This is a genomic window from Mesorhizobium sp. P5_C1 (assembly GCF_054049815.1).
Genome location: NZ_JBFULQ010001107.1, coordinates 1 through 1,010 on the forward strand (window position 1 = coordinate 1; position 1,010 = coordinate 1,010).

General features: G+C 59.6%; 1 protein-coding gene. It reads right to left on the reverse strand.

Going from position 1 to position 1,010, the window contains the following annotated elements; all coding sequences use genetic code 11:
• Positions 1 to 7: 7 nt before the first annotated feature.
• Positions 8 to 1,010 (reverse strand): helix-turn-helix domain-containing protein (locus ACXJ7R_RS34200; RefSeq protein WP_457155649.1); only part of this gene is annotated, 1,003 nt, incomplete at its 5' end.

Consider the following 1,010-nt stretch of genomic DNA (forward strand, 5'->3'; position numbering starts at 1 on the left):
CCCGTATTCAGTTTCCGAGCGCCTTGAGCCAACCTTCAAAGGAAGAGGCCTTCTCGTGTCCAGCAAGCGAAACAGAGTGGGCGGAACGCGGCAACACCACAGTGCCGCGGCCTTCGCGGGGGCTGTAGCCGAATTCCTTGCTGAATGCCCGGCTGAAATTAGCCGCTGAACTAAACCCGAAGGCTTCGGCAATTTCGACAATGCGCCGACTGTCCGTCGCATCGCTAAGCGCAACATGGGCCGCCAGAAGGCGGCGGCTTTGTATGTAATGGAGAACCCCACCGCTCGGTTCGAACAACTGATAGAGGCGCGAGCGCGAGACGCCGAGCGCCCGGCACATTGAATCCGGTGTCAGATGAGCCGCATCCAGATTGTTCTGGACGTATCGGCGGGCTCGCTCCATCAGCGCGACACTCGCCAATTGTTCGGCGGCAGCGGCATGTTCGGCCGGAGGCGCGAGGCAGGCAATGATCATGCTGCGAGTTGCGTGTACGATGCGGGGCAGGTCATCAACCGTGAGACTGGGCAGGCTGGCTTCGATGCTGTTGACATAGTCGACCAGAAGGTTGGCAAAGTTGCCCGACAGAATTGAATTGWTCCTTGCGTCGAGGTTTGCCGCGGCGTCAGAGAACAAATCACGCGGAAGATAGAGAAGGAGACTTTCGGAGTCTGTCGTCCTCCCGCGAAACGGGTAGCCAAGCGATCTGATCTCCAATTTGCCCGGTTGGCCTTCTGCAATGCGGCGATCGACCTCCGTCCACGACCGGCCGGTACGTGGCAAGGCGATATACCAGTGATCGATCGCGCTGGACCGAAGCTTCGCGGCAGAACGCATGTAACTATGCGCCGGCGCGTGCTGTTGAACGATCAGCATGCCACCGAGATTCCAAGCCGTGTGGTCGGCGGGAAAGCCATCGTCCAGCGATTTGTCATCCGGCAACCTAACCTCGACAAGCGGTGCCATATGCGCTTGCCAAGCGGCGAATTGATCCTGCGGCGCCAGTTCGAGC